General features: G+C 32.7%; 22 protein-coding genes, 2 pseudogenes and 1 riboswitch. Of the genes and pseudogenes, 13 read left to right on the plus strand and 11 right to left on the minus strand.

The window, feature by feature from the left end; translation table 11 throughout:
- Nucleotides 1-9: 9 nt before the first annotated feature.
- Entirely contained in the window at nt 10-279 is a 270-nt protein-coding gene (locus tag V6C74_RS06935) for an acylphosphatase (RefSeq protein WP_002453222.1), read from the minus strand.
- 159 nt (nt 280-438) lie between these two features.
- On the opposite strand from V6C74_RS06935, the gene msaA reads away from it, so the two are divergent.
- The gene (msaA, locus tag V6C74_RS06940) at nt 439-747 is read left to right on the plus strand and encodes a regulatory protein MsaA (protein WP_002433682.1); all 309 of its coding nucleotides are present in this window, start codon (nt 439-441) and stop codon (nt 745-747) included.
- Nucleotides 748-929: 182 nt separating this feature from the next.
- Complete coding sequence (gene cspA / locus V6C74_RS06945) at nt 930-1,130, plus strand: cold shock protein CspA (RefSeq protein WP_002433901.1); 201 nt, start codon at nt 930-932, stop codon at nt 1,128-1,130.
- Between the two features lie 582 nt (nt 1,131-1,712).
- Here cspA and lysA read toward each other — a convergent pair.
- The 9 genes from lysA to V6C74_RS06990 form a co-directional block, all read right to left on the minus strand.
- The gene (lysA, locus tag V6C74_RS06950; RefSeq protein WP_002453221.1) at nt 1,713-2,978 is read right to left on the minus strand and encodes a diaminopimelate decarboxylase; all 1,266 of its coding nucleotides are present in this window, start codon (nt 2,976-2,978) and stop codon (nt 1,713-1,715) included.
- A complete protein-coding gene (locus V6C74_RS06955; RefSeq protein WP_002453220.1) occupies nt 2,979-4,055 on the minus strand; it encodes an alanine racemase in 1,077 nt (358 codons plus the stop codon).
- 5 nt (nt 4,056-4,060) lie between these two features.
- Entirely contained in the window at nt 4,061-5,212 is a 1,152-nt protein-coding gene (locus tag V6C74_RS06960; protein WP_070664276.1) for an amidohydrolase, read from the minus strand.
- Nucleotides 5,213-5,391: 179 nt separating this feature from the next.
- The gene (gene dapD, locus V6C74_RS06965; protein ID WP_002453218.1) at nt 5,392-6,111 is read right to left on the minus strand and encodes a 2,3,4,5-tetrahydropyridine-2,6-dicarboxylate N-acetyltransferase; all 720 of its coding nucleotides are present in this window, start codon (nt 6,109-6,111) and stop codon (nt 5,392-5,394) included.
- A gap of 26 nt (nt 6,112-6,137) precedes the next feature.
- A complete protein-coding gene (gene dapB, locus V6C74_RS06970; RefSeq protein WP_002453217.1) occupies nt 6,138-6,863 on the minus strand; it encodes a 4-hydroxy-tetrahydrodipicolinate reductase in 726 nt (241 codons plus the stop codon).
- Nucleotides 6,863-7,747 carry a 4-hydroxy-tetrahydrodipicolinate synthase gene (gene dapA / locus V6C74_RS06975; protein WP_002453216.1) on the minus strand — a complete coding sequence of 295 codons (885 nt, stop codon included), beginning with the start codon at nt 7,745-7,747 and terminating at the stop codon, nt 6,863-6,865. Before dapA ends, dapB begins: the two co-directional genes overlap by 1 nt.
- 1 nt (nt 7,748) lies before the next feature.
- Nucleotides 7,749-8,738, minus strand: coding sequence for an aspartate-semialdehyde dehydrogenase (locus V6C74_RS06980; RefSeq protein WP_002453215.1), 990 nt, complete (start codon nt 8,736-8,738; stop codon nt 7,749-7,751).
- Nucleotides 8,739-8,806: 68 nt separating this feature from the next.
- Complete coding sequence (locus V6C74_RS06985; RefSeq protein WP_103175545.1) at nt 8,807-10,009, minus strand: aspartate kinase; 1,203 nt, start codon at nt 10,007-10,009, stop codon at nt 8,807-8,809.
- Between the two features lie 85 nt (nt 10,010-10,094).
- Nucleotides 10,095-10,271, minus strand: a riboswitch (Lysine riboswitch).
- A 212-nt stretch (nt 10,272-10,483) separates the two neighbouring features.
- Nucleotides 10,484-12,091 (minus strand): ABC-F family ATP-binding cassette domain-containing protein, encoded by a 1,608-nt coding sequence (locus V6C74_RS06990; RefSeq protein ID WP_002453213.1) that lies wholly within the window; start codon nt 12,089-12,091, stop codon nt 10,484-10,486.
- Between the two features lie 218 nt (nt 12,092-12,309).
- Here V6C74_RS06990 and cvfB point away from each other — a divergent pair, with 218 nt between their 5' ends.
- The 6 genes from cvfB to phoU all read left to right on the plus strand — a co-directional run bounded on the left by cvfB (nt 12,310) and on the right by phoU (nt 18,316).
- Entirely contained in the window at nt 12,310-13,206 is an 897-nt protein-coding gene (gene cvfB / locus V6C74_RS06995) for an RNA-binding virulence regulatory protein CvfB (protein WP_002433676.1), read from the plus strand.
- A 474-nt stretch (nt 13,207-13,680) separates the two neighbouring features.
- Complete coding sequence (locus V6C74_RS07000; protein ID WP_002453211.1) at nt 13,681-14,661, plus strand: PstS family phosphate ABC transporter substrate-binding protein; 981 nt, start codon at nt 13,681-13,683, stop codon at nt 14,659-14,661.
- A 204-nt stretch (nt 14,662-14,865) separates the two neighbouring features.
- Entirely contained in the window at nt 14,866-15,792 is a 927-nt protein-coding gene (gene pstC / locus V6C74_RS07005; protein ID WP_002453209.1) for a phosphate ABC transporter permease subunit PstC, read from the plus strand.
- A 1-nt stretch (nt 15,793) separates the two neighbouring features.
- Nucleotides 15,794-16,699 (plus strand): phosphate ABC transporter permease PstA, encoded by a 906-nt coding sequence (gene pstA, locus V6C74_RS07010; protein WP_002433680.1) that lies wholly within the window; start codon nt 15,794-15,796, stop codon nt 16,697-16,699.
- Nucleotides 16,700-16,783: 84 nt separating this feature from the next.
- The gene (gene pstB / locus V6C74_RS07015) at nt 16,784-17,662 is read left to right on the plus strand and encodes a phosphate ABC transporter ATP-binding protein PstB (protein ID WP_002433584.1); all 879 of its coding nucleotides are present in this window, start codon (nt 16,784-16,786) and stop codon (nt 17,660-17,662) included.
- A gap of 6 nt (nt 17,663-17,668) precedes the next feature.
- Entirely contained in the window at nt 17,669-18,316 is a 648-nt protein-coding gene (phoU, locus tag V6C74_RS07020; protein WP_002453208.1) for a phosphate signaling complex protein PhoU, read from the plus strand.
- A gap of 66 nt (nt 18,317-18,382) precedes the next feature.
- Here the strand turns inward: phoU and pepF are convergent, their stop codons facing one another.
- The gene (pepF, locus tag V6C74_RS07025; protein ID WP_002453207.1) at nt 18,383-20,191 is read right to left on the minus strand and encodes an oligoendopeptidase F; all 1,809 of its coding nucleotides are present in this window, start codon (nt 20,189-20,191) and stop codon (nt 18,383-18,385) included.
- Between the two features lie 249 nt (nt 20,192-20,440).
- Between pepF and V6C74_RS07030 the strand changes: the two genes are divergently transcribed.
- The 5 genes and pseudogenes from V6C74_RS07030 to V6C74_RS07050 all read left to right on the plus strand — a co-directional run bounded on the left by V6C74_RS07030 (nt 20,441) and on the right by V6C74_RS07050 (nt 24,256).
- A complete protein-coding gene (locus V6C74_RS07030; RefSeq protein ID WP_002433873.1) occupies nt 20,441-20,791 on the plus strand; it encodes a membrane protein in 351 nt (116 codons plus the stop codon).
- A gap of 181 nt (nt 20,792-20,972) precedes the next feature.
- Nucleotides 20,973-21,977, plus strand: coding sequence for a nickel ABC transporter permease (gene nikB, locus V6C74_RS07035; RefSeq protein WP_016898150.1), 1,005 nt, complete (start codon nt 20,973-20,975; stop codon nt 21,975-21,977).
- Nucleotides 21,967-22,802 (plus strand): annotated as a pseudogene (gene nikC, locus V6C74_RS07040) (nickel transporter permease). Before nikB ends, nikC begins: the two are co-directional and overlap by 11 nt.
- On the plus strand, nt 22,783-23,562 hold the full coding sequence (locus V6C74_RS07045) for an ABC transporter ATP-binding protein (RefSeq protein ID WP_002453204.1): 780 nt from the start codon (nt 22,783-22,785) through the stop codon (nt 23,560-23,562). Before nikC ends, V6C74_RS07045 begins: the two are co-directional and overlap by 20 nt.
- Nucleotides 23,562-24,256 (plus strand): annotated as a pseudogene (locus V6C74_RS07050) (ATP-binding cassette domain-containing protein). The gene V6C74_RS07045 and the pseudogene V6C74_RS07050 overlap by 1 nt, the downstream one beginning before the upstream one ends.
- Nucleotides 24,257-24,297 lie beyond the last annotated feature (41 nt).

Consider the following 24,297-nt stretch of genomic DNA (forward strand, 5'->3'; position numbering starts at 1 on the left):
TATTAAAGTCTATATAGTTTTAAATTCTGTTAATGAGTCATCAATATCTAGATTTTTAATATTATAATCGGATACTGATGACGCAGGTGAAGCACCTTTAATTACAGATTGAATAAAATGTTCTAATTCTTTATCTTCACCTTGAGCATATATTTCTACATAATCGTCAACATTTTGGACTGTACCTTTAATGTGATATTGGTTAGCAATGCGTTCAGTATAATATCTGAAGCCCACACCTTGAACAGTTCCAAAAACTTGAATATGTTTACGTTCCATAATATCACCTCATAACTTCATTATACGTACTTTAGTTGTAAAAAACTAATATTTGCTATATGATTTATCGGCCAAAAGTATGAGTCTTGAAACTTGATTTTGAATTCTGAAAAGTTACAATTAAGTTTAAAGGTTTAACCGTGGAAGGGGATTTTAAACATGTGGACAGTTGCAAAAATGAGAGCTGACTACGAAGGTTGGTGGCTATTTAGTGATTGGCCTGAAAGAGTTATCGAAACACTAAACTTCAACACATATGAAGAAATGCTTGAAAAATACACAAAACTTCTTCAAGACTGTAAGGATTGTTTCGATAATTATGTAGTAGGTAAACATAACATTTATGCTTTCTATAACAACTGTGACTTAAATTTTTGCGAAGATTGCGATGAAGATTTACAAATATTTTATAGTTTTATTATTTTAAAAAATAATGAGGTTTATTTTAATCTTCCAAAAATTGATTAAATGATAATTTTCTATAATTGTATTGCAATTTAGCTATGACTAAACTATAATGATTATTAAGCAATTGTTTTATTCCATATTGCAAAGAATATTTGGATTTATCATACATATAAGCACACGTATTTTTTGTAATATGCGAATAACGCATATTGAAAGAATTTAGTCTTGGAGGTTTCAGAAATATGAAACAAGGTACAGTTAAATGGTTTAACGCTGAAAAAGGTTTCGGCTTCATCGAAGTTGAAGGAGAAAACGACGTATTCGTACATTTCTCAGCAATCAACCAAGATGGTTACAAATCATTAGAAGAAGGTCAATCAGTTGAATTTGAAGTAGTTGAAGGCGATCGCGGTCCTCAAGCTGCAAACGTTGTTAAACTATAATAAATAGATTATAATTATTGACTTTAACTAACACCTTACCAAGATGTAGGGTGTTTTTTATATCAATACATACAGTAGCTCAGAAAGAAATTGATGTTAATTTCTTTCTTTTTTTATGCACAAAAAGAAACAAAATATCTTTATAATAATATAGTCTGAAATATAATTTTTATTGATTTATTAATCAATTTTTTATAATTTAAGTGATAAGTAGGAGAAAGGAAACAATATTATGCCAAATCCTTTTAAATTATTACAACTTTCAATTGGTCGTTTTTATTTTGGTTACCGTGGTCTTTTCATTTAATGGTAAATCTTATTTTACAAATTTAAATACCGATAAAGATTTCATTTTCAGCTTATTAGCAATGAGCACTATTACTGTTGTTTATATAATTATTTTTTATGTTTTAGAAATTACGATATTCAGGAAAATTCAATTTTAAATCTTGTTCATTTCAATAGAACTTAAAACGCCTTGGAAATGTTGAGACAACATCTATCCAAGGCGTTTTAAAATTCATCTTTCATTAAATTAAAATTATATTATAGTAGGTGAGTTTCGCTTGCTCATTTTTACTATCATTTCGTATCATTAATTATTAATTGTCTTAGTGACTGACGCTTTATCACTTCACGTGCTTTTCCATCTTTTAAGAAGAATACTGATGGCTTCTGCATTTGATTATAATTTGATGCCATTGAATAATGATATGCACCAGTTGATAAAATTGCTAAATAGTCTCCACGCTTAATAGAGGAGGGTAACTTAGCTTTTTTAATGATAATATCACCGGATTCACATAGTTTACCTGCAATCGTCACAGTATCATCTGCTTCCTCATTACGATTAACTAATAACGCTTGATATTTAGCATCATATAAGGCTGTACGGATATGATCGCTCATACCTCCATCAACTGAAACATATTTATTCACTTCAGGTATTTCCTTTATAGTACCGACCTCATATAAAGTAATTCCTGCTTCACCAACAATTGAACGACCAGGCTCTATACCAATTTCAGGCACTTCATAATTAAGTGAATGAGCAGTTTCTTTAATTGCATCAGCAATTTCTGCAATGCCTTCTTCAATAGGGAAACTTTCATCACCTTCAACATATTTGATACCGAAACCGCCACCTAAATTAAGTAATTCTACTTTGATTTCATTTTCAGATAACCAATGAAGCACAAGCTTAGCAGTTTCTATCATAGCTTCGGTACCTTCAATCTGAGATCCTACATGGAAGTGAACACCTTTTAATTGTAAGTGTTTAGAAGCTTTTACTTTATTAATAGCTTCTAGAGCTAATCCATGTTTAATTGATAGACCAAACTTACTATCTTCTTGACCAGTTTGTATAAATTCGTGTGTATGTGCTTCCACGCCAGGATTAACACGTAATACGATATTCACTTCATCACTTGCATATTTATCAATTAAATCAATTTCTTCTAATGCATCTATAACAAAGTACCCGATATTATTTTCTAATGCGTATTGAATTTCTCGCTTAGTTTTATTATTACCGTGAAAGTGAATACGGTTTGCATCAAAACCAGCTTCTAGAGCAGTATAAAGTTCTCCTTCAGACACCACATCTAATTGTAAATCTTCTTCTTGCACTAATTTAACCATTTGAATACAAGTAAATGCTTTAGAAGCATAAGAAATATTATATTTTAAACCACTTTTCTCAAATGCACTATGATATCTGCGCATTTGATTACGAATTTGATCTTCATCATATACGATAGTAGGGGTACCAAAGCTTTGAGCTACAGTCTTTAAACTTGTACCTCCCATTGTTAATTCGCCATACTCATTATATTTGACTACCATTTATATGTACTCCTTTATTAGAGAATCATGATTCATAGCGCTTAATTGTTCAGAGTTTGCGCCCACACCTTTAAAAGTAAATTCATCGATGCGTATATCGTTATTATATAATACTACTTCATCTTGTGCATGAACTTCATCATCCACTTCAACAAACATATGACTCATCATTAGCGCTCTAATCGGATAACGTTTACCATTAATAATCGCCTCATGTTGAGCTCTGGATTTGAGGATGCCATCTCCATACCCAATATCAACCACTGCCAATTGTGTTTGATTCTTAGTAGCTTCATAAGCGAAGCTATATCCGCAATAATCTCCAGCATTAACTTCACGAACTTGAATCACATTACCTTTAACTGTCAAGGATTGTTGAATTTCAGATTCTTTTAATTTGCTATAAGGTCTAGAACCATAAAGTGCAATGCCTACACGTGCATGGGTATGGTGAGGAAGGACTACTTGACCTTCACGGTAAAAACTTGCACTATTTTGTGCATGTATCATATCAAATGAGTAACCTTCACCCAACAAAGTATTTAGAACATTTAACCATGCCTGTCTCTCAATATCATACTCAGGAACATCGAACTCATCAGCATATCCAAAGTGAGTCCATATACCAGAAATAATCATTTTGTTATCACTTTTATTTTGAGCATGATCTTCTAAAACTTCATGCAACTCTTCTAAATCTTTGAAACCTGAGCGATGTAAAAGATTTTCAAATTCTAAATGCACATGTATATTTCTTAAATCCTCTTTGTGTTCATAATAATAAGTTAAAGAGGGTAGTGTCATATGAATTTCATACTCTCTTACTGTATCAAATTCATACACAGCATTCATTAGGAATATGGTTGCATGAGGTGCGATTTCTCTCACACGGATAGCTTCTTTTAATGATGTTGTACTAAATGTTTGAATGCCTGCTTTTAAAAACTCTTTAACTGAAAATTCTAATCCATAATGATAAGCGTTATTTTTTACTACTGCCATTATTGATTGTTCATTTCTAACTTTTACAGCATTCTGATAAAACACTTCTGTATCTACTGACCAAATTGCTGTCAATTGACTTACACCTCTTTGTAATTTCTTAATAATTCTTCATAATAATTTGCTACATCAATTAAAATCTTTTCATCAAAATTTAAATAAGAGGTATGCAAACCTGTAACATAACCTTTAGCTTTATTCTGAGTGCCTACAAATACAAAATATGCAGGAGCTAATTGTTGTCCATAAAAACTAAAATCTTCTCCAAATAAAAATGGGGTAGGTTTATCAATGACTTCTAGATTAGCCTTATTTAAGGCTTGTTCTACACTTTCTCGAAGTTCAGGACTATTCATAGTAGGAGGATAGCCTTCTTCAAATTTTACTTGGCAATCTACATTAAATAGTAATTGGACACTTTCTGCTATTTTATACATTTGTTGTTTAACCACAGTTAAGTCATCTACATCATACGTGCGTATTGTACCTTCAAGATAACCATGACTCGGTACTGTATTTATAGCTTCACCAGCTTCAAAATGTCCCATATGAACTATATTACGTTTTAAACCATTAAGATGGTACTGTTGTATTTGTCCTACTTGTGCTAAGACATGTTGTAACGCTTCACCACATGAATGACCTTGTTCTTTATCAGCCACATGACTTGATAAACCATTTAAATAAAAGCGATACTCAGTCGCACTTGCAGTAATTTCTTCATCCCGAATCACTACTTTACCTTCTTCAGCGAACGGGTTCACATGAATACCAAATACTGCTTCGATAGGGTACTTTTCAAAGGCGCCTGCTTTAATTAAGCGATTAGCACCACCACCAGTTTCTTCAGCAGGCTGAAAGATAAACACAACATTGTGGGGAAGTTCACCTTTATCCGCCATCGCTTTGCAACGTTTTACAAATAACATTAATGCTGTTGTATGACCATCATGACCACATGCATGCATCACATTGTCCGTTTTACTTCGATAGTCGATATCATTTTCCTCAAATATTGGTAAAGCATCGATATCAGCACGAAATGCTATCGTATGATTACTTTGACCTTCTAAATACGCTATTGCTCCGGTTTCAAGTGGGCAATCATATTCAACGCCTAATTTATCAAGAAATTCTTTAATATACGTCGTTGTTTCGAACTCATGTAAACTTAATTCTGGATATTGATGTAAATGTCTTCTATGTTTTGTTACAAATTCTAATTCACTCATATTAATCATCCCTTATATGAAATTGTTTTAATTTATTATGTAATGATGACGCTTTTTTACTTAGTTATAATAAAAAGGTGAAACAAACGTGCGAACCTACATATAAGAGTGTTCAACATCATCATTTGCTTCAACCTTTAACATTCATCTATATGAAAATGATTAAAACATACAAGCTATTAATCATTTAACTTTCTTAAAGCTGAGACAATTTCACGTTTAGAGTCTTCAACTTCAGATGTTTGTTTAATTACTTTAGCAGGGGTACCAGCTACAACAGCACCAGCTGGAACATCTTGAGTTACAATAGCACCCGCAGCAACAATTGCACATTCGCCAACGCGAACGCCTTCAAGAATAACTGCATTAGCACCAATTAAGACATTATCTTCAATTACCACTGGAGAGGCGCTAGGGGGCTCAATTACTCCAGCTAATACAGCACCTGCACCAACATGTACATTCTTACCAGTTGTTGCACGACCACCAAGCGTGGCGTTCATATCAACCATTGTGCCTTCACCAACTACTGCACCAATATTTATTGTGGCGCCCATCATAACTACAGCACCATCTTCAATAATCGCTTGTTCACGAATGAATGCACCTGGTTCAATACGTGCGTTTGTATTTGTTAAGTCTTTAAGCGGAATCGCTGAATTACGTCGATCCATTTCAATTTCTAAATCTTCAATTTTTGCTTGATTTTCTTCATAGAAGGGTTTCCAATCATCCGCTTCACAAAAGATAACTTTAGAATGTTCTGATCCAAATACTTTAAAACTTTCTGGGAAAGTTACGCCTTCAAAATTACCATTCGCATAAACTTTTAAAGGTGTAGATTTTTTTGCATCACTGATATATTGAATAATCTCTTGAGCTGATAAATGTTGTACCATAATTTTAACCTCTCCTTTGTTTACTTTTATAAATTATCAAAAGTATAATATCCATTTTCTTTATGAATTAACTTTTCAGCGGCACCAATGGCGCCATTTGCAAAAATATCTTTAGATTGTGCCTTATGAGAAATAGTGATTGACTCATCTGTGCCAGCGAATAAAATATCATGTTCACCAACGATTGTTCCTCCACGCACAGCATGAATACCAATTTCATCTTTCGTACGTTTCTCAGTATTCTCATGACGATCATATACTGGCGTTACTTGGTCTCTAAGTTCTTTGATCACATCATACAATTTAACTAATGTACCACTAGGAGCATCTACTTTCTTATTGTGATGAGCCTCAGTTAATTCAATGTCAAAATCTTGTAGTAGGGGTACGGCAGTTTCTAAAATCTTAGTAAGGGCGTGTATACCATAACTCATATTTGCACTAAAGAATACAGGCATATGTTGACCTAATGTTTGTAGCTTTTGAATGAGCGTATCTTTCTCACCAGTTGTAGCAATAACTAACGGTAAATTGAATGACTCATCTAGTAATGGTATTAATAATTCAGGGTTTGAAAAGTCAATTACTACATCAGCAACGTCTTGAGCTTCAGCTATACTATTGTAATGCTTGTATGGTGTTGAATCTTTAGGAGTTCTATCTATAACTCCTACAATCTCATGATTTTTTTCTTCAGCTAGTCTAGCAACTCGTTGATTCATCGCTCCATAGCCTATAAGTAAAATCTTCATTAATGTTCACCTGCTTTAAACTGATCATAAGCTTGCTCTAATACATAACGCTCTGCGCCATCTAATGGGATAAGTGGTAATCTTAATTCATAATTACCAAAACCTAAATGTGCCGTTAGTGCCTTAATAGGAATAGGATTAACATCCACAGATAATGAGTCTAATAATTGCCCAATAGGTTCAAATTGACTTGAAATATTTTCTCCACTTTGTTTAGCATCGTATAAATCTTGAAATTCTTGAGGGATAACATTTGCAATAACTGAGATAACACCTTTACCTCCACGTTGATAGAATTCAACAACATTGTCATCATTGCCACTATATAATGCAAATTCATCTTCATTAATGCGTTTTTTAACTTCTTCCATATAATCAAAGTCATTCGTTGCATCTTTAAGTGCAACAATGTATGGGTTATGACTTAATGTTTCAACAGTTTCTACTTCAATCGTCATATTCGTCCGTGATGGTACGTTGTAAAGTACAACTGGTAATTTTACTTCATTTGCGATAGTTTCAAAGTGTTTAATTAATCCTCGTTGGTTTGTTTTATTATAATAGGGCGTAATAAGCATCACTGCATCAGCACCAATTTCTTTAGCTCTTTTAGAGGCTTCAATTGATTTCTGAGTATTATTGGTACCAGTTCCAGCAATGATAGGTACACGTTTATCAACTAATTTAATTACAGTTTCAAGTACTTGTTCTTTTTCTTGATCTGTTAAAGTAGGGCTTTCAGCTGTTGTTCCATTAACTATAATCGCTTGTGTGTTATTTTCTAATAAAAATTTTACATGTCTTTCTAATGCGTCAAAATCAATTTCATTATTAGTAAATGGTGTAGCTAGAGCTACGCCAACGCCTTCAAACATGTGTGTCATATTATCGTTCTCCTTTCATAGTTAAAACTTGCTCTAATACTTGAACTGCGTTTAATGCCGCACCTTTAAGTAAGTTGTCTGATGTACACCATACATGGAAAGTGTTATCTAACGAATCATCTCTACGAATACGGCCTACAAAGACTTCGTCTTTACCTATAGAGTGAATTGCTAATGGGTATTCATTGTTTTCAGGATTATCTACAAGTACAACTCTGCTATCTTGGTCGAAAAGGTTTTGGATATCTTTAACGTTAGCTTCTTTATCTAAAGTAACGTCAATTTCAATGCTGTGACTGTCTTGCACTGGTACACGTACACAAGTAGCAGTAACTTTCAGGTCTTTATCGTTTAAAATTTTTCTTGTTTCATCAATCATTTTTTGCTCTTCTTTGGTGTAGCCATTTTCAAGAAAAACATCAATATGTGGTAACACATTATTATAAATAGGGTGAGGGTACGCTTCAGGAGCTTTTCCATTAGGCCCCTCAGATAAATCTCTTTTACCCTTGATACCTGAGCCTGAAACCGCTTGATATGTTGTATAAGCAACACGTTTTAAGCCATATGCATCTTGTAAAATTTTAAGTGGCACTACGGATTGAATTGTTGAACAGTTAGGATTAGCAATAATGCCACGAGTTAGTTTAGGTTCATTCACTTCGGGAACAATTAAATCTACATCTTCGGTCATTCTCCATTGACTAGAGTTATCAATGACGATAGCACCTGCTTGTTCAAATAGTGGGGCGAAATGTTCACTTGTACCTCCACCAGCACTCATTAACACGTAGTCGAAGTGTTCACTTGCTGCTTCATCTGTTAACTCTTGAACAGTATATGTTTGTCCTTGGAATTCTACTTCCTTACCCGCTGAACGCGCTGATGAAAAAAGTACTAATTCATCGAAAGGAATATTCTTACGATCCAATGTTTCTAACATTTTTGTTCCTACTAATCCTTTTGCTCCGGCTACTGCTAATCTTGTCATAATAAAGTCACTCCATTTGTAATGTTGTTAATTTTAAGAAAATTCTTTATAAATATATCATACCAATTTTAGATATCGAATGCGTTATATAATTCTTCTACCGCTCTTTGACCATTTTCTGCATCAATAACATATGAAATACTAATTTCTGAAGTCGTTGTTTGATAGAATGGAATTTCAGAATTGATTAAAGTGATAAACGCTTTAGATGCTACTCCAGACATATCTCTCATACCTGATCCAATTAACGAAATTTTGACGTATGCTTCATTGATTTTATAATCTAAGGCTTCAAAGTGAGTGGATAGATTTTCCAATATAGATGAAATTTGATTAACGTCACTATCTTTTATCGAAAATGATAGCTGTAATCCTCCGAGATTAACGATTTGCGAAATCATATCGACATTGACAGAACCTTCCTCTAACTCAGTAAATAACTGAGTTAATAAGCGATTGTCAGGTAGGGGATAACTAATTGTGACGTGCATCATATGCGTATCTAAAGCTACTCCTGTAACAGCTTTTTTCTCTAATAAATCTGATCTAGACATAATCCACGTTCCTTTCACATTTGATAAAGTTCTCCCTAAATAAAGGGGGATTTCATAGTTTTTAGCAAGTTCAACACTTCTAGTTTCAAGTACTCCAGCACCAAGCGCACTCATTTCCATCATTTCTTCATAAGACACGTATTCTAAACGCTTAGCATGACTTAATATTCTTGGATCTGTTGCATAAACTCCATCAACGTCAGTATAAATCTCGCAAGGGATTTGGTTACTTGCTGCTAGAGCCACTGCAGTAGTATCAGAACCTCCACGGCCTAAAGTAGTAAGCTCAAACTCATCATTTATACCTTGGAAACCAGCTACTACCAGTACATCGTTATTTTCAAATGCTTGATTAAATGTATCTGGATTAATCTCTGCAATTTTACTTTTCAAATGATGACCAATCGTTTTAATACCTGCTTGGTATCCAGTCATTGCTTTGGCTTTTACACTAATATCATTAAGTACCATTGAAAGATAGGAGACTGTCTGTTGTTCACCCGTAGTAAGTAGTAGGGCAAGTTCTTGATCTTTAGGTGTAGATGTCAACGTTGACACATTTTCCATTAATTGATCAGTTGTTTTACCCATTGCACTAACTACAACGATTAATTCTTCTCCCTGTTCAACTCGTGTTTTAAGCATTTCAGCAATATTTTTTATCTTTGTAAAATCACTGACGGAAGACCCGCCAAATTTCAAAACACTTCTGTTCAATTTCAGTCCTCCTAAAATTAGGGGAGGCTCACACGATATAAAAAAAGAACAAGTTCGGAATGCGCGAACTTGCTCTACATTTATGTACAAGTGATGCACTCCATTATTTAGTAATAATGACAAACTTTCAGCTCTTAACCAAAAAGTCCAACGACTCATAACTGCTATTATGAATTGTTTCGGCATCGCACCCTTTCAAAATTAGTTGTTAGCAGACAAAATACTAAAATTTACTCATGATTGATGCTCCTCATCAAAATCTTATTCAATTGATATGAGTTTATTATACATAGAGTGTATATCTCTGTAAACCAACATGTTAGATTTTTAAAAATATACTGAAAATTTAAGAGTAAGATAACACAATTTGTGATTTATTATAAATAAAACTTTATTATTGATTGCTTAAATATCAATTTCCAAAAGAAAAACTCTAGAGAATCATGAAGATGCTCTAGAGTTAAAGAAAATTTATTAACTATTTTGTAAAACACCAATTTCTTGAAGATATTCTTCATAAGGAACTTCTTTAGATAAACCACCTGGTTGATTTAAATCAATAACACGGTTTGCAATTGTATTGATGAACTCGAAGTCATAAGAAGTGAAGATGATAGAACCTTTAAATGATTTCAATCCATCATTAACTGCAGTGATACTTTCTAAGTCTAAATGGTTTGTAGGTTCGTCTAGTAATAAAACGTTAGCACTTGATAACATCATTTTACTTAACATACAACGAACTTTTTCGCCACCGGATAGAACACTTGCCTTCTTCTTAACTTCTTCTCCGCTAAATAGCATACGACCTAAGAAACCACGTAAAAATGTTTCAGTTTGTTCATCTTCAGGCGCATATTGTCTTAACCAATCAACTAAGTTCATGTCGACACCATCAAAGAACTCTGAATTATCTTTAGGGAAGTAGCTAAGGGAAGTAGTGACACCCCATTTAAATGTTCCTTCATCTGGTTCCATTTCACCAGCTAAAATTTTAAGCAATGTTGTTTTGGCAATCTCACTATCACCAACTAAAATAGTTTTATCGTTAGGATTCATTGTGAATGAAACATTATCTAATACTTTTTCGCCGTCAATTGTTTTAGATAGATTTTCAACAGTTAATAAATCATTTCCAATTTCACGTTCAGGAGTAAATTTAACATATGGATATCTTCTTGAAGATGGTTGAATATCATCTAATTCAATTTTTTCTAATTGTTTCTTACGACTTGTAGCTTGTTTTGATTTAGAAGCATTCGCAGAGAATCGTGCAATGAAATCTTGTAATTCCTTAATTTTTTCTTCTTTTTTCTTATTTTGTTCTTGAGCCATTTTTTGGGCTAACTGACTTGACTGATACCAGAAATCATAATTACCTACATATAGTTTAATCTTACCGTAGTCTAAGTCAGCAATGTGCGTACATACGTTATTTAAGAAGTGACGGTCGTGGGATACAACAATAACTGTATTTTCAAAGTTAATTAAGAAATCTTCTAACCAGCTAATTGCAGGGATATCTAAACCGTTAGTAGGCTCGTCTAGTAGAAGTACATCGGGATCACCAAATAAACTTTGTGCTAATAATACTTTTACTTTTTGATTGTTTTCAAGTTCAGACATTTTTCTGTCATGTAAATCTGCTTGAATACCTAAACCAGAAAGTAGGTTAGCAGCATCGGCTTCTGCGTTCCAGCCATTCATTTCTGCAAATTCACCTTCAAGTTCTGCAGCACGAATACCATCTTCGTCACTAAAATCTGGCTTCATATAAATCTCATCTTTTTCTTTCATAACTTCATATAAACGCTCATGTCCTTTAATTACGACATCTAATACGCGTTCATCTTCATATGCGAAGTGATCTTGCTTTAATACTGCTAGACGTTCATCTTTTCCTAATGAAACATGACCTGTTTGCGAATCAATTTCGCCAGATAAAATTTTAAGAAATGTTGATTTACCAGCACCATTAGCACCAATTAAGCCATAACAATTACCTTCAGTAAATTTTATATTTACATCTTCAAATAGTTTACGATCTCCAAAACGTAAACTTACATCAGTTACTTGTAACATGCATTTGCTCCTTTATCGTTATTCTAACGGAGAAATTATATCATATAATAGTAGGAGTTTCGACCACGTTGACATAGTAATGATAGAATAAGTGACTCATGTTATAATTAAAAGGAATTTTATCGTAGTGAATCATTTATTTTAATTTTGAAAATAACTATTTATATAGAAGAAACAATAATAAAATTTAGAAATTACATTAGTATAAGGAGAAAATAATGGCATTAGATAAAGATATCGTAGGTTCAATAGAATTTTTAGAAGTTGAGGGCTTACAAGGCTCAACTTATTTATTAAAGGGACCCAATGGGGAACAAGTTAAACTTAATCAATCAGAGGTAGCCGATGAAGACGAATTTGAAATAGGGGAAGAGTATAGTTTCTTTGTTTATCCAAACCGTTCAGGTGAACTATTTGCAACTCAAAATATGCCTGATATCACCAAAGATAAATATGATTTTGCAAAAGTTTTAAAAACTGACCGTGACGGCGCACGTATTGATGTAGGGCTTCCTCGTGAAGTGTTAGTTCCATGGGAAGACCTACCAAAAATCAAAGAATTATGGCCTCAAGCTGGAGATTATCTCCTTGTTACTCTAAGAATTGATAGTAACAATCAAATGTTTGGACGCCTCGCTAGTGAAACAATTGTTGAAGGTATGTTCACACCAGTAATGGATGATAGTAAACAAAATGAAATGATTGAAGCTCGAGCATATCGCTTATTAAGAGTAGGAAGTTTCTTATTGAGTGAAGATGGCTACAAAATTTTCGTCCATGAATCTGAACGTAAGCAAGAACCTCGTTTAGGAGAGAAAGTTGAAGTGCGTATCATCGGACATAATGATAAAGGTGAACTCAATGGTTCATTCTTACCGCTAGCTCATGAACGTTTAGACGATGATGGACAAGTTATTTTCGATCTACTCGTAGAATATGATGGCGAATTACCATTTTGGGATAAATCCAGTCCTGAAGCCATTAAAGAAGTGTTCAATATGAGTAAAGGCTCATTCAAACGTGCTATTGGTCATTTATATAAGAAGAAAATAATTAATATTGAAACTGGTAAAATCACGCTTACTAAAAAAGGTTGGAGTAGAGTAGAAGAATAAGAAGTATATATTAGTAAGTAATGATTGATGTACAACATACTTTAATGTAGTTAATTTAAGAATAGAATTAGAAAAATTCAAATCTTATGCGAAGGCTTATTCCTAAAATTCTAGGAATAAGCTTTTTTTATCGAATTATTTTAAATAGAGAATTAAGTTTAAAACATCATTAATAAGCGGGAGCTTGTGATCTGTCTGACTATCTAAGTACAATTTTTAATTTGTGATATTGCCACTATACACACTCACACCTCTATGTATTCTAAATAACAACTATTGTATTTATGAGTTAAATTAATTTTTCAAAAATATAAACTTCATCTATACCTCTATAAAGCGCGTTATACCAACCTTTAAACATTCTTAACAAAAGATTTACAATTACTCTATTTTTAATTAACAAAAGGTATGTATTATAAAAGCTGTAAGAAATACATATAATATTAGGGTTATTTATACTAGGAGGATGTTTCAATGAAAAAGTGGCAATTAGTCGGTACTACTGTATTAGGTGCTTCATTCTTACTTGGCGCTTGCGGCGGTAATAATGGAGGTTCTGGTAGCGGAAGTGATCTTAAAGGTTCTGCAAAAGGTGAAGGTTCATCTACTGTAGCTCCTATCGTCGAAAAATTAAATGAAAAATGGGCGAAAAATCACAAAGACGCTAAAATTTCTTCTGGACAAGCTGGTACAGGTGCTGGATTCCAAAAATTCATTGCTGGCGAAACTGATTTCTCAGACGCTTCAAGACCTATTAAAGACGAAGAAAAGAAAAAATTAGAAGATAAGGGTATTAAATACCACGAATTTAAAATTGCACAAGATGCTGTTACTATCGCAGTAAATAAAGATAATAAATTCGTAAAATCATTAACTAAATCTCAATTAAAAGATATTTATTCTGGAAAAGCTAAAACTTGGAAAGATGTAAATTCTAAATGGCCAAACAAAAAAATCAATGCTGTATCACCTAACTCAAGTCATGGTACATACGACTTCTTCGAAGAGGAAGTAATGAACAAACAAGATATCAAGGCTGAGAAAAATGCTGATACTAACCAATTAGTTAGCTCTGTAACTAAAAACAAAGAAGGTATTGGTTACTTCGGTTATGCGTTCTACGAACAAAATAAAGACAAATTAAAAGAAGTTAAGATCAAAGATGATAACGGCAAATTAACTGAACCAACTAAGAAAACAATCAAAAATGGTTCATATGCTTTAAGTAGACCATTATTCATCTACGTTAAAGATAAATCATTAAAAGATAACAAAGTAATGTCTGAATTCATGAAATTCGTTCTTAAAGATGAAGGTAAATCTGCTGAAGCTAAAGATGAAGTAGCTGCTCCTAAGAAAACTTATAAATCTCAATTAAAAGAGTTAAATAAGTTTTTAGATAAACATCAAAAATCTGATAAAAAATCAGATAAAAAATCAGACGACAAAAAATAAAAATTAGTGTACTTAATATAAAAGGGTTGGGAATTTGCAAAAGTATAAGACAAAGTGGAGAACAACCACTTTGTCTGTACTTTTTTCTTCAGGGAAGATTATTGAGTTTTTATAAACAATTGATTCATTTGAACTCATCATTCCCTAAAGTAATTCCCAATCTTTTTTAAATTATTTTGGGAGAAATTAGAAAGAGGGATTTACATGGCTTCACAAACAAATGTTAGAGAAATGATAGCCAAGAATAATGCTAAAAAGGGTGGAGCAAGTGATAAAATCGTTCCTATCATTTTGGGTATTATTTCAGCTATTTCAATCTTAACCACTATTGCTATTTTATTTACTTTACTCACTGAGACAATCACTTTCTTTACACGTGTACCATTTTCTAAATTCTTTTTAACAGGAACGTGGAATCCTACGGGTTCAAATCCTGAATATGGCATTTGGGCATTGATTATAGGTACATTAAAAATTACTTTCATTGCAACTATCGTATCAGTTCCAATTGGACTAGGCGCTGCAATTTATCTTAATGAATATGCAAGTGATAGAACACGTCGTATCATCAAACCAATCCTAGAAATATTAGCAGGTATACCTACGATAGTATTCGGTTTCTTTGCCTTAACTTTTGTAACACCAATTTTAAGAAGTATTATTCCTGGTTTAGGCGAGTTCAACTCTATAAGTCCCGGTATAGTTGTTGGTATTATGATCGTGCCTATTATTACAAGTTTGAGTGAAGATGCAATGTCTTCTGTACCTAATAAAATACGTGAAGGCGCTTTTGGTCTTGGTGCAACTAAATTTGAAGTTGCTACTAAAGTTGTCTTACCTGCAGCCACTTCAGGTGTTGTCGCATCAATTGTATTGGGTGTTTCAAGAGCGATTGGTGAAACTATGATTGTTTCATTAGCAGCTGGTAGTACACCTACATCTTCATTAAGTCTAACTAGTTCCATTCAAACAATGACTGGTTATATTGTTGAGGTTGCAACTGGTGACGCGCCATTTGGCTCAGATATCTACTACAGTATTTATGCGGTAGGATTTACTCTATTTATCTTCACTATAATAATGAATCTACTTTCACAATGGATTTCAAAACGATTCAGAGAGGAGTATTAATATGAGTTCAACAACAAATCCTACTAATAAAGCGTTAATAGATAAAAATAAGGTAGATAAAAACATTTCTACTCGTGGTACTAAGAATAAAATATTTAAAGGATTATTTTTTCTATGCACAGTCATCGGTCTCGTAGTATTAGTTGCTTTACTAGCACAAACAATTATTAAAGGGGCAGGACATTTAACACCTGAATTCTTTACGAATTTCTCATCTTCAACACCTGCAGATGCCGGTATTAAAGGTGCATTGGTTGGATCTATTTGGTTAATTGTTACTATTATTCCAATTACTATCATTCTTGGAATTGGTACAGCAATTTATCTTGAAGAATATGCAAAGGACAATATTTTTACAAGCATTGTAAAAATAAGTATTTCAAACTTAGCTGGTGTACCTTCAATCGTATTCGGTTTATTAGGTTACACACTTTTCGTTGGAGCAGCAGGTATGGGCAATAGTGTCTTAGCTGCTGCATTGGCAATGTCATTATTGATTCTTCCAGTTATCATCGTTTCAAGTCAAGAGGCTATTAGAGCTGTACCTGGTTCGGTGAGAGAAGCGTCATTTGGATTAGGTGCTAATAAATGGCAAACGATTAGAAGAGTCGTATTACCTGCAGCATTACCTGGTATCTTAACTGGGTTTATCTTATCGTTATCTCGTGCATTAGGTGAAACTGCACCATTAGTAGTTATTGGTATCCCAACTATTCTTTTAGCTACACCTTCTGGCTTATTAGATCAATTCTCTGCACTTCCAACTCAAATTTACACTTGGGCTAAAATGCCTCAAGCTGAATTCCAGAATGTTGCATCAGCAGGAATTATCGTCTTACTAATTATTTTATTAGCAATGAATGCAGTAGCAATTCTTTTACGTAATAAATTCAGTAAAAAATATTAATTAAACTTATAGGGAAATAGTTATTCAAATAGTCGAGGGTGATACGTATAAAGCCTCGACTATATATAGAAGGAGTTTTTAATTATGGCTAATTCACAAGTCGCAGAAAAAAATAAATTAAATGAGCAAACAGAGAAAAATAATGGCTCTGTGTCTACGATTATTACTACTGAAAATGATAAAAAAGACAAGACACCTGATAGTCAAAAAAACATCGTATATTCTACTCAAAATTTAGATTTGTGGTACGGTGAAAATCATGCGTTACAAAACATTAACTTAGATATTTTAGAAAATAATGTAACAGCAATTATCGGACCATCAGGTTGTGGTAAATCAACTTACATCAAAACTTTAAATCGTATGGTTGAGCTTGTACCTTCTGTTAAAACAGCTGGTAAAATCTTATATCGCGATCAAAACATCTTCGATGCTAAATATTCTAAAGAGAAACTAAGAACTAATGTAGGAATGGTCTTTCAACAACCGAACCCATTCCCTAAATCAATTTACGATAATATTACTTACGGTCCTAAAACACATGGTATTAAAAATAAAAAAGTTTTAGACGAAATTGTAGAGAAATCATTACGTGGCGCTGCAATATGGGATGAATTGAAAGATAGATTACACACTAATGCTTATGGCTTATCAGGGGGGCAACAACAACGTGTTTGTATCGCTAGATGCCTAGCAATTGAACCGGATGTTATTTTAATGGATGAGCCAACATCAGCATTAGACCCAATTTCAACTTTAAGAGTTGAAGAATTAGTACAAGACTTAAAACAGAATTATTCAATTATTATGGTTACACATAACATGCAACAAGCTGCACGTGTATCTGATAAAACAGCATTCTTCCTTAATGGTTATGTAAACGAATACGACGACACTGATAAAATCTTCTCTAATCCTTCTGATAAACAAACAGAAGATTATATTTCAGGACGTTTCGGATAATTATATATGGCAATCATTAGACATAAATACGAAGGTCAGCTAGATGAGTTAATCAAAGATTTACGTCGTCTTGGCCTTCGTGTTTATTTTAATATCAAAAATGCATTAGTGTCGTTAAGTGAAGAAAAAAGAACGTTTGCTAGAGAAACCATTGAGAAAGATAAGGAAATTAATCAATTAGATTATGAGATTAATGAAAAAGTCATTATGTTAATCACTAAACAGCAACCAATTGCTACTGATTTACGCATGATGATGGCAGCATTAAAAATTTCTACTGACTTTGAAAGAATGGGGGACAATGCTGCAAGCATCGCACATATACGTCTAAGAGTGAAGATTAACGATGATTATGTGTTTACACGTTTAAAGACGATGGGTAAGTTAGCAATGCTTATGCTAGAAGACTTAAATACAGCAGTTAAAACCGAGGATTTAACATTAATTAAGGAAATTATTGAAAGAGATAAAGACATTGATGATTTATACATTAATATCGTTAACACAACATACTTAATTGACAATGATCCATTCGTTGCTGGTCAAGCACATTTAGCTGCTCGACACTTAGAACGCATTGGAGATCATATTAGTAATATTGCCGAAAGTGTCTATTATTATTTAACCGGAGAGCATTACGATACATTTGACTAATAAAAAAATCGCCCTTATAGGATAAATTATATCCTGTAGGGGCGATTTTTCATATTCAATTATTCTTTATTCAGCTTCAATTTCATCTGTTAATCTCTCTAATTCATCCACCAACTCTGAGATATACTTTATTGTAGCTTTTAATGGAGCTTCAGTAGTAATATCAACACCGGCAGTTTGAGCTAATTCAACTGGAGACATACTACCGCCAGCTTTTAATGTATTTAACCAGTTATCTACAGCTGGTTGACCTTCATTTTTAATTTTTTGAGATACAACTGTACCAATAGTTAAACCAGCAGAGTACGTGTATGAATATAATCCCATATAATAATGTGGTTGACGCATCCATGTTAGTTCAACACCATCAGTCATTTCCACCACATTACCGAAGAATGTTTCGTACACATCTAGCATAATTTTATTTAGGATCGGAGCTGTGAGTGATTCTCCTTCATCTACTAATTGATATACTTTACGTTGATATGCAGCTTCTAATAAATGCGTTACCATATTGTGGTAATAAGTTCTTGATAGAATTGAACCAATCACCCAACGTTTGAATTTAGGATCATTACTACTGTTAAATAGGTAGTTAGCCATTAACATTTCATTCATTGTAGAAGGCGCTTCAACAAAGTACATTGATGCCTCAGATTCCAGTAAATTTTGATGGTCTTGTGCTAATTTAAAATGTCCTGCATGACCTAACTCATGAGCAAGAACGAAAGTTTCAGCCATTTTGCCTGTCCAAGAGATAAACACATAAGAGTGCGTAAAGTAAGGGCTCGCACAATAAGCGCCTGTCTCTTTACCTTTATTTTGTGCGAAATCAATCCAACGATTGTTGTAAGCAGTTTCTAACATATTTACATAATCATCACCTAAAACGTTAAGCGCTCCATAAATATATTCTTTTGAAGTTTCAATAGATATATCAGGTTCATAACTTGGGTCAATAGATATTTTCAAATCTTCAAAGCGCATTTTATCAAGACCATGTACACGTTGAATGATTTTAGCATATTTCTGCATTACAGGAGCTAAATCACTCATAATGACATCAATTTGACGGTCAAACATATCACGCGTAACTTCTTGTTCTTGAAGTAAATAATCTATTACGGAGTCATACCCACGTAAATCCGCTTCAATTTTCTCTTGTTGCACTTGCATGTTATATGTAGCTGCCGTTGTATTTTGATATTTACGTATAGCATCACTAAATGTTTTAAAACTCTTTCTTCTAAATTCAGCATCTGGATGATCTTCGTATTCATTTTCAAAAGTTGCGTAATCCAATGGATAGGTAACACCATTATGTTCAAATGACTCGAAGTCTATATCCAAACTTTTAGTAGTGCCATATAATTCAAACGGACTTCTTAAGGTAGGTGTTAATGTGGCAAGTACTTGTTCTACTTCAGTTGATAATTGATACGGTTTTCTATCATGTAATCTCTTAAAAAAGTGAGGATAATTAGTTTTTTCTTGTAATTCATTTAACGTTTCCTCGGATAATGCCAAGATTTCTGAATCTACAAATGATAATAAACCAGCAATTTTTCCAGACATCGTATTAAGTTTAGCATTTACTTTTTGTGCTTCTTCATTAGAAGTATCAACACTAACTCTTAATTCAGGATAATTATATAGGCGATCTAATTGCACTAAAATGTCCTCATAATCTTTCAACGCTCGTTCGACATTCTCAATGTTAGTAAGTTGATTTTTATATTTAGAATTAAACTCTTTAGAAGACTTAAATACTTGATTTAAAGTTTCATAAAATGCTTCATCATTAATAAAAAGATCTTTGAGGTCCCATGTTTCTTGCTTTGGAACATCTTTTCTTAAAGGTAGACCTTGTGTCATCAGTCACACACTCCTTAAATTAGAATTACTTATATTATACAAAACTCAATTCAGAATAACATTTCATGTGGTTATCTAATAGTTTGTTTATCTAATATATAAGCAGGGAATTAAATATTTAATCTTGTATCATGAATAGGCTAGAATTAAGCGTGATTTATAAAACTTTCCTACTTGAGCCTGAGTAGTTTAATGTACATCAATAGTATAATAAAATTATTATTAATTAGAGAACGAGGAGATAGTATAATGACAATTTTTGATATGCCTAATTATTTATGGATTACTATCTTAGCAATGATTTTGTTAACAGTATTCTGTACTCTTGTTTTACATAAATGGTTTTCGGCCGCAATCATCACATTTGTAGTTTTAGCATTATTAGCATTCTTTATTCCAAATTTCCATGATATTTCTTATCAACCTTTGTTAGGTTATGCTGCCTTTTTAGCTATAATGAGTTTAATCATAAGTTTCTTATTGTGGTTCTTTACTCGTAAATGGCGACGTGAGCGTAAGAAAAATAAACTTGAGAAAGAAATTCGTAAATATGAAGATGATGACGATTTTAAAAAGTCGAGACATCGTTTTCGTAAATAAAATTTTTTAAAGACTCCGCACATTCGGTAATTCGAAAGTGTTGAGTCTTTTTTATTTAACGCTCTTACTATTAATTTTTTAAAATCACTACTATAATAGAAAGATGATAACAAAAACAATTTAATGTTAAATTTTATTATATAAATATTTAATTCATTTAAAGTGGAAGGATGCTTCTATGATGTTTAAAACAATCATTTCCAAAATATTGCAAATGATGATTGTTCTGTTTGTAATCACAACGCTCACATTTATTCTGATGAAATTATCACCAGGTAATCCTGTTAATAAAATCCTTCATCTTGATACAACTCAGGTTTCTCAATCCCAAATTCAAGCAACAGAACAGAAATTAGGTTTAAATGACTCTATATTTGTTCAATGGTGGCACTGGATGAGTCATTTATTACACTTCAATTTAGGTACAAGTTTTCAAACTAATGAACCAGTAACACAAGAAATCGCAGGTTATATTGGCCCAACATTGATTATTACCTTTGGCACTCTAATTGTATCTATGATTATTTCTATACCATTAGGTATTTTTGCGGCATTAAACTATCACAAAACTTTAGATCACTTGATACGTATTTTTACTTCTCTTTCGGTAAGCTTACCTTCATTTTTTATTGGATTAATTTTATTATTTATTTTTAATCAAAAACTCAATCTCTTACCAACATCGGAGGAGGGGTCTATAGACATATATGTATTACCTATACTTACAATGAGCATTGGAATGTGTGCATATTATATTCGACTCATTCGATCTAATTTATTAGAACAATACCAAAGTCCAATTGTGGAAGCCTCTAGGTTACGAGGAATGTCAGAACGTTATATTTTATTTAACGACATCTTTAAACCTTCATTACTTACCATTATCCCATTATTAGGTTTATCAGTAGGTAGTTTAATAGAGGGCACTGTAGTCATTGAAAACTTATTCGATATTCCAGGTTTAGGTTACATTTTAGTAGATAGCATCAAATCAAGAGACTATCCTTTAATACAAGGTTGCGTTTTATTTATAGGCTGTTTCGTAGTGATTATCAATACGATTGCAGATATTTTAAGTTTGATGATGGATCCTAAACAACGTTATAACTATAAAGATGGAATAAATATTTTCAAATCCTCTCGCCAAAGCCAGCATAGACAAGAAGGTGATCGTCATGAAGCGTAAACTAGCCAACCGTAATTATATTTTTTATGTGTTTGGTATTTATATCTTTATAATCATTGCCTTACAATTATTTGTAAGTCAGACGCAGCTTTCAATGTTCATTTATCAGAGACGTTTAAACCTATAAGCTTCAAACATTTATTAGGCACTGACGATTATGGTCGCGATTTGTTTAGCCGTCTTATCATAGGTGCTCGTACAACTTTATTCATTACATTACTTACGTTACTTTTTACTATTTTAATAGGTGTGCCATTGGGTCTTTTGACAGGCTATAAAAAAGGGATTATTGATTCAATCATTATGAGGATTATCGATATCGGTTTAAGTATTCCAGAGTTTGTCATAATGATTGCTTTAGCAAGCTTTTTTCATCCAAGTATATGGAATTTAGTCATTGCGATTACACTTATTAAATGGATGAATTATACAAGTGTAACGAGAGGGATTGTTAATTCTGAAATGAATTATTCCTATATCAAAATGGCTAAACTATTCAATGTTTCAACTTTTAATATTTTATTTAAACATTTATTACCAAAGGTCATACCATCTATTTTGGTCATTATGGTAGTTGATTTCGGTAAAATTATATTATACATTAGTTCGCTATCATTCTTAGGATTAGGGGCGCAACCGCCTTCTCCTGAATGGGGAGCTATGCTGCAAGCAGGACGAAATTTCATCACGTCTCATCCTATTATGATTATTGCACCAGCCACACTTATTTCAATCACAATATTGTTATTCAATCTTACTGGTGGTGCAATTCGAGACCGCTTATTAGAGAAGAGAGGTGCCGAGTTTGACTCTTTTAAAAATTAAAAATCTTAACATTAGCGATCTAAACGGTACAAGTTTAATTAAAAACCTAAACTTAGATGTTCGCAAAGGAATTTTAAATGTAATTATTGGAGAAAGTGGGGCAGGTAAAAGTCTCACAGCTAGAGCACTGTTAAATTATTTACCTAAAGGTCTTGATATGAATTTTACGGAATATCAATTTGAGAATAATGAGGCTCGGGACATAAAAAAATTTTTAGGTAAGGACATTGGTTATATTTCTCAAAATTACGCTCAAAGCTTTAACGAACATACTCGTTTAGAAAAACAACTCATCGCAATATACCGTACTCACTATGATGCAAGTCGTTCTGAAGCATTAGAAAAGATAAAGAATGCATTAAAATGGGTGAATTTAGATGATTCTAATATTATAAAAAAATATAGCTTTGAACTTTCAGGTGGTCAGCTAGAACGCGTATATATTGCTAGTGTACTAATGCTAGATCCTAAACTTATTATCGCAGATGAACCTGTAGCTTCATTAGATGTGGTTAATGGTCATAAAATAATGCAACTGCTTCAACACATTGTCAAAGATCATCATAATACGGTACTACTTATTACACATAATATGAATCATGTCCTTCGTTATGGAGATTATTTTACTGTTATGAAGCGTGGGGAAGTGGTAGAGACTGGTGAAGTTGGCAACCTCTTAGAAAATAGAGTATCTCATTCCTATACAAAACAATTATTAGAAAACAGAAATACCTTGAGTCAAAGGGAGATAAATGAATAATGATAAGATTACAAAACGTCTATTATGAATATAGTAAAAATCATCCAGTACTTAATGGTATTAATTTAGACATTAAAGAAAATGAAAAGGTAGGTATTCTAGGCGAGAGCGGGGCAGGTAAAACTACCTAGTTAAACTAATATTAAATGAGATCAAATCTATAAGAGGTAAAGTTAATGTAGATTCCAAACGTGTATTGCCTATATATCAACATGCATTTGAAAGTTTTGATAGACACTATACAATTCAACAATCATTAGAGGAGCCCCTTATTTATTACAATAAAGTTAAAACTTCATTTATAAAAGAACAAATTTTAAATTATTTAGATGCTTTTCACTTATCTCATCAATTGTTGCAAAAGTATCCCAATGAGGTAAGCGGCGGTCAATTGCAGAGATTAAATATTATAAGAACTTTACTAGCTCAACCAGACATCTTGATATGCGATGAAATAACATCAAATCTTGATGTTATCGCAGAACAAAAGGTAATTGATTTCTTATTGAAATCCGAAATAGACATACCTCAAACGATGATTGTTATATCACATGATTTATCAGTGTTGCAACGTTTAACAAATCGAATTATCGTTTTAAAAGATGAATTAATTGTTGATGATTTCAAAACAAATGAATTATTTGATTCTGAACGTAATGAGTACACTAAATTATTAATTGAAACATTTGAATAATAGAAACTCCCCGCTTAATACATGCTTGATATTGAGTGGGG

Origin of the sequence: Staphylococcus capitis subsp. capitis (assembly GCF_040739495.1) — a bacterium.
Lineage (GTDB): Bacteria > Bacillota > Bacilli > Staphylococcales > Staphylococcaceae > Staphylococcus > Staphylococcus capitis.

Bases quoted from the DNA above. Each gene is read 5' to 3' on its own strand.
- V6C74_RS06935 (WP_002453222.1), bottom strand. From the start codon at position 279: ATGGAACGTAAACATATTCAAGTTTTTGGAACTGTTCAAGGTGTGGGC.
- msaA (WP_002433682.1), top strand. From the start codon at position 439: ATGTGGACAGTTGCAAAAATGAGAGCTGACTACGAAGGTTGGTGGCTA.
- cspA (WP_002433901.1), top strand. From the start codon at position 930: ATGAAACAAGGTACAGTTAAATGGTTTAACGCTGAAAAAGGTTTCGGC.
- lysA (WP_002453221.1), bottom strand. From the start codon at position 2,978: ATGGTAGTCAAATATAATGAGTATGGCGAATTAACAATGGGAGGTACA.
- V6C74_RS06960 (WP_070664276.1), bottom strand. From the start codon at position 5,212: ATGAGTGAATTAGAATTTGTAACAAAACATAGAAGACATTTACATCAA.
- dapD (WP_002453218.1), bottom strand. From the start codon at position 6,111: ATGGTACAACATTTATCAGCTCAAGAGATTATTCAATATATCAGTGAT.
- dapB (WP_002453217.1), bottom strand. From the start codon at position 6,863: ATGAAGATTTTACTTATAGGCTATGGAGCGATGAATCAACGAGTTGCT.
- dapA (WP_002453216.1), bottom strand. From the start codon at position 7,747: ATGACACACATGTTTGAAGGCGTTGGCGTAGCTCTAGCTACACCATTT.
- V6C74_RS06980 (WP_002453215.1), bottom strand. From the start codon at position 8,738: ATGACAAGATTAGCAGTAGCCGGAGCAAAAGGATTAGTAGGAACAAAA.
- V6C74_RS06990 (WP_002453213.1), bottom strand. From the start codon at position 12,091: ATGTTACAAGTAACTGATGTAAGTTTACGTTTTGGAGATCGTAAACTA.
- cvfB (WP_002433676.1), top strand. From the start codon at position 12,310: ATGGCATTAGATAAAGATATCGTAGGTTCAATAGAATTTTTAGAAGTT.
- V6C74_RS07000 (WP_002453211.1), top strand. From the start codon at position 13,681: ATGAAAAAGTGGCAATTAGTCGGTACTACTGTATTAGGTGCTTCATTC.
- pstC (WP_002453209.1), top strand. From the start codon at position 14,866: ATGGCTTCACAAACAAATGTTAGAGAAATGATAGCCAAGAATAATGCT.
- pstA (WP_002433680.1), top strand. From the start codon at position 15,794: ATGAGTTCAACAACAAATCCTACTAATAAAGCGTTAATAGATAAAAAT.
- pstB (WP_002433584.1), top strand. From the start codon at position 16,784: ATGGCTAATTCACAAGTCGCAGAAAAAAATAAATTAAATGAGCAAACA.
- phoU (WP_002453208.1), top strand. From the start codon at position 17,669: ATGGCAATCATTAGACATAAATACGAAGGTCAGCTAGATGAGTTAATC.
- pepF (WP_002453207.1), bottom strand. From the start codon at position 20,191: ATGACACAAGGTCTACCTTTAAGAAAAGATGTTCCAAAGCAAGAAACA.
- V6C74_RS07030 (WP_002433873.1), top strand. From the start codon at position 20,441: ATGACAATTTTTGATATGCCTAATTATTTATGGATTACTATCTTAGCA.
- nikB (WP_016898150.1), top strand. From the start codon at position 20,973: ATGTTTAAAACAATCATTTCCAAAATATTGCAAATGATGATTGTTCTG.